The sequence below is a fragment of the Streptococcus sp. 27098_8_91 genome (assembly GCF_041432385.1).
Lineage (GTDB): Bacteria > Bacillota > Bacilli > Lactobacillales > Streptococcaceae > Streptococcus.
In genome coordinates this window covers 1-3,707 of sequence record NZ_JAPVZN010000020.1, presented here as the reverse complement: position 1 = coordinate 3,707, position 3,707 = coordinate 1, and the positions used below count along the sequence as shown (strand labels likewise).

The window sequence follows — 3,707 nt, the reverse complement described above, 5'->3', positions numbered from 1 at the left end:
GAAGTTCCAGTAGAAACTCCAGCTAAGGTAACACCAGTTGCAGTTAATCCGAATGTAAATCACGAAGATACTACAGCTACTATTGATAATGGAGCTAAGTCAAATGATTCTCAAAAAGTATTGCCAAATACTGGTACTGAATCAAATGCGACTCTTGCATCTCTAGGCCTTCTTGGTATTCTAGGTGGTCTCGGACTTGCTCTTGGAAAGAAAAAAGAAGACTAAAAATTTAGTCAATCACTATTCATTCTTTTGTATTGTAAAGATAAACTAGATTGGTTCTGGGAATCATGTTAGTCGTAAAATAAAAAGAATGTTTAGATAAAGAAAGCGAACAATGCTAGGATTTTGTTAAACGGAATTCTAAGTATTGTTCGCTTTTTGGGCTCCTTGTCAACTGTAGTGGGTTAAATAAAAGCTAAAATATGGAGAGGGCAATCGTTGTCCTCTCCATATTTTAGGATAGTTATTAATCCATTTTTCGATAAATGCGACTTTTTTGGGAGTCGTTTCTTAAAATTGATTGAAACAAGATATGAACAAAGAGGTTAGGAAAGTCAAAATAATTTTTAAAAATGTTTTAGAATCCGTAGTGTACTAATTTAAGTTCAATCTACTATAGCTCCCTTAGGTAACCATCTACGAATGAGTCAGTTGTGATTCTCATTAGTTCCCCTTTCCCAAGAGGCATAGGGATGTGTATAGTAGATATGCTCCTTAGAAAACACATCAGCCAAGCGGTTGAATTCGGCTCCATTGTCTGCCGTGATGGAAAGAATTTGATGCTGTTTTAAGATGAGTTTTAGAGCTTAATTGACCGACTCAGCGCTTTTATTTTTGGGGTATTGAGCACTTACCATTCGTTATCCTCGAGAAATGTATTGTACTATGAAACAACTAATACGATAAGCTACAACGGATTTATTCTACAGAAAGGAAAAACTCCAGTTTTATTTAGAAGGATAAAAGGTAAATAACTTATATACAATTTATTTCGAATTTTTTTAAATAAAACAAACTTTAAAGGCAAAAGAATACAAAAACAATAAAAATGAAGCGCCGCTAATAATGCCAATCGTTTGAGTGATATTTTAAATATGATTCATTTTTAATCGTTTGAAGAATGAAAACATCAAAATAATTCAATACTATCAAGGAAAAATAGAGGCTGAATCAAATATAATTATTTTAGATGCATAAAAACTAAAAAAAGTTTGACTTAAGCGATAAATAGTTTGCATATTCCCAATAAAAAGTATAAAATTATACTTGGATAGCTTTTCCTGTGAATATAAACAATATGTAAATATAAGCAATATGTGTTTCAGGTGAGCAAATTCAAAAAAAGGAGATAATAGAATGGATAAAAAATCATCCATGAGTCGTATTGAACGCCAAAAACGAGAAAAAGTTTTACGCTTTTCTATTCGTAAATATAGCTTTGGTGCGGCTTCAGTTGCTGTTGCAGCACTGATGTTTTTGGGTGCGCGCGTCGTTAGTGCGGATAGCGTAACACCTGTCGACCAACCTCATGTAGAGGCTTTAACTCAAGATACTAGTCCGCTAGCATCGCAGGATAAGGAAGAGCCTACTAGTTCTGTAAAAGTGGATACAGCTGTTGCAAGTCAGCTTGTGACACAGCTCAAAGACCAGCTCCACGTCAAGGAAGCTGCTAATACAGATCTTTTGGTTGCTGCCAAGGAAGAACTTGCTAAGGCTGAACTGACTCTCGCTGATTCAAAAGTGAGTCAAGAAGAAGTGGACGCTTTAGTAGCTCGCTTGACCAATGTTTTGGACCAGCTACGAGCAGTGGAAACTCCTCAAGTCAAAGAAGATAAAAATGACGAAAGCACACAGGAAGCAACTCCGGAAATCAAGCCAGAAGTAGCGAAGCCAACTTCAGAAATTTCAGCTAAGTCTGAGGAAACTTCAGAAAATACTAATGCTGAGCAACTGGAAAAAGCTAAAGCTAGTCTCAAATTATCTATTGAACGTTTGGAGCAGACTATCGCCCAAACACCTGAGAATGACTTGACACGTGAAATCTTGGAGAAAGCTATCGCCCAAGTTGCCGTAGCCAAGTCTGCATTTGGTGGTGTAGAAGTTAGCCTTCGTGATGTTGAGGATATGAATCGTGTCATCAAACGTAACGAAAGTTCTGTTATGATCGCACGTAATCGTTTGACTTCAGGTTCTCATGATCCACGTAATGGTCAAAGTATGGGACAGGGAACAGGTTTTAGAGCAAATGGTCAAATTAATCAAGGTGCTTTAACCAATATCAAGTATTTTGCTTCTGTCGATCCGAAAGAGAACGGTGGGCAAAAAACAATAAATGATAATCCAGAATTCACTAAAAATAAGACTGATATTAAAGCAACCTATGTACAAGATAGCGAAGGAAAATGGATCGTCTATGATGTCTTCTTCAATAACGATGGAAAAAGGATGACAAAGGCTTCATATCAGCAAGAATATTATTTCCAAGCTCCTTTTAATATCATGCACTCGTCTAATACGGTAAAAGATTTGAGTTTCACACGTTACCGTAATGATAGTGGTAGAAGACTTTCTGACGGATTCCAAGGCTTTACCCAATATGGAAATACAGCCTATATACCTACATCTAAAGTATGGGAACAGAATTATAATCTCTTTAATGGTGATAAACGAACAATCTATGATCCATATTCAGGAGTGACTCGTGATAACCAGCGATGGGCTGTCTTCAAAAACAACGAGAAAGACCCTGTCTTAAATAGCCTTACAAAAAATAAAAACGGTGGCTATCCAGGTGCATCATATTATCTTGGAGTTAAGACTGGACAAGAAAGTGCCGATTATGCAATGCACATGCATGCCAAGATTAGACTAAGAGATGATGTTACTGCTGAAGAAGCGGCTCAATATGGTCGTGTCTATGCAGCCTCAGTGACATACGGAAGAACTACTAATCAGTCTTATATTATGGGGGCAACGGGAACAAGTTTACAAGCAGACCCAGAGGCACCATTAGACCCAATTCAAGGTTTGACAGTTACAAAAACAGTAGGAGATAACGCAGGAGATCCAGTGAATCCAGTATCTTCAGGTTATGTCAAACATAAAAATGGTAAATCATTCCCTGCAGGAATGAACTGGACGTGGCAAGATAATAATTCGCCAAGTACCGCACAAGCTGGAGTATTCAAGTATACTTCTATTGCCACTTATAAAGACGGCTCTAAATCAACTGACGCTAATTCTGGTTCAGATGGAACAGTTACATTAATCGTTAAACCTAAAAAACCAGCTATTACAACAGATGTTGCTAACAAAAAAGGCTTAACAGGTCAACAAATTACTGTAAATGTTGGAAGTGGAGTGCCAAACGGTTCAACAGTTAACCTTTACGATGGTGATACAGTTATCGGAACTGGAACAACTAATGGAGAAACTGCAACAGTTACAGTTACAGGAGCTCTACCAGGAAAACCTATTACAGCTGCAACAGTTGTAAATAATGGTGGAACAGTAACTTCTGATAAAAGTGACCCAGTTACTCCAACAGAAGCACCAGATAACCAACCACCAAAGATTTACTGGCTTAAAGAAGATGGCAGTCGACAAGAGTTAGGTTCCACTCATGCGGCCGGTCAAAATGTTGTTATTCCACTCTATCGTGGTGATGCAGTGAACACACGTCTCATCACAATTGATGATAGTGG

The 3,707-nt window shown here is 37.6% G+C and carries 2 protein-coding genes and 1 pseudogene; 2 read left to right on the top strand and 1 reads right to left on the bottom strand.

Annotated elements, in window-relative coordinates:
* The coding region (locus tag O3611_RS09715) for an LPXTG cell wall anchor domain-containing protein (RefSeq protein ID WP_371608519.1) at positions 1-225 on the top strand (225 nt) is incomplete at its 5' end.
* A gap of 428 nt (positions 226-653) precedes the next feature.
* Here the strand turns inward: O3611_RS09715 and O3611_RS09710 are convergent.
* Positions 654-836, bottom strand: a pseudogene (locus tag O3611_RS09710) (IS30 family transposase); the annotation flags it as partial.
* A 523-nt stretch (positions 837-1,359) separates the two neighbouring features.
* Between O3611_RS09710 and O3611_RS09705 the strand changes: the two are divergent.
* A partial coding sequence (locus O3611_RS09705) for a YSIRK-type signal peptide-containing protein (protein WP_371608518.1) occupies positions 1,360-3,707 on the top strand: 2,348 nt, incomplete at its 3' end.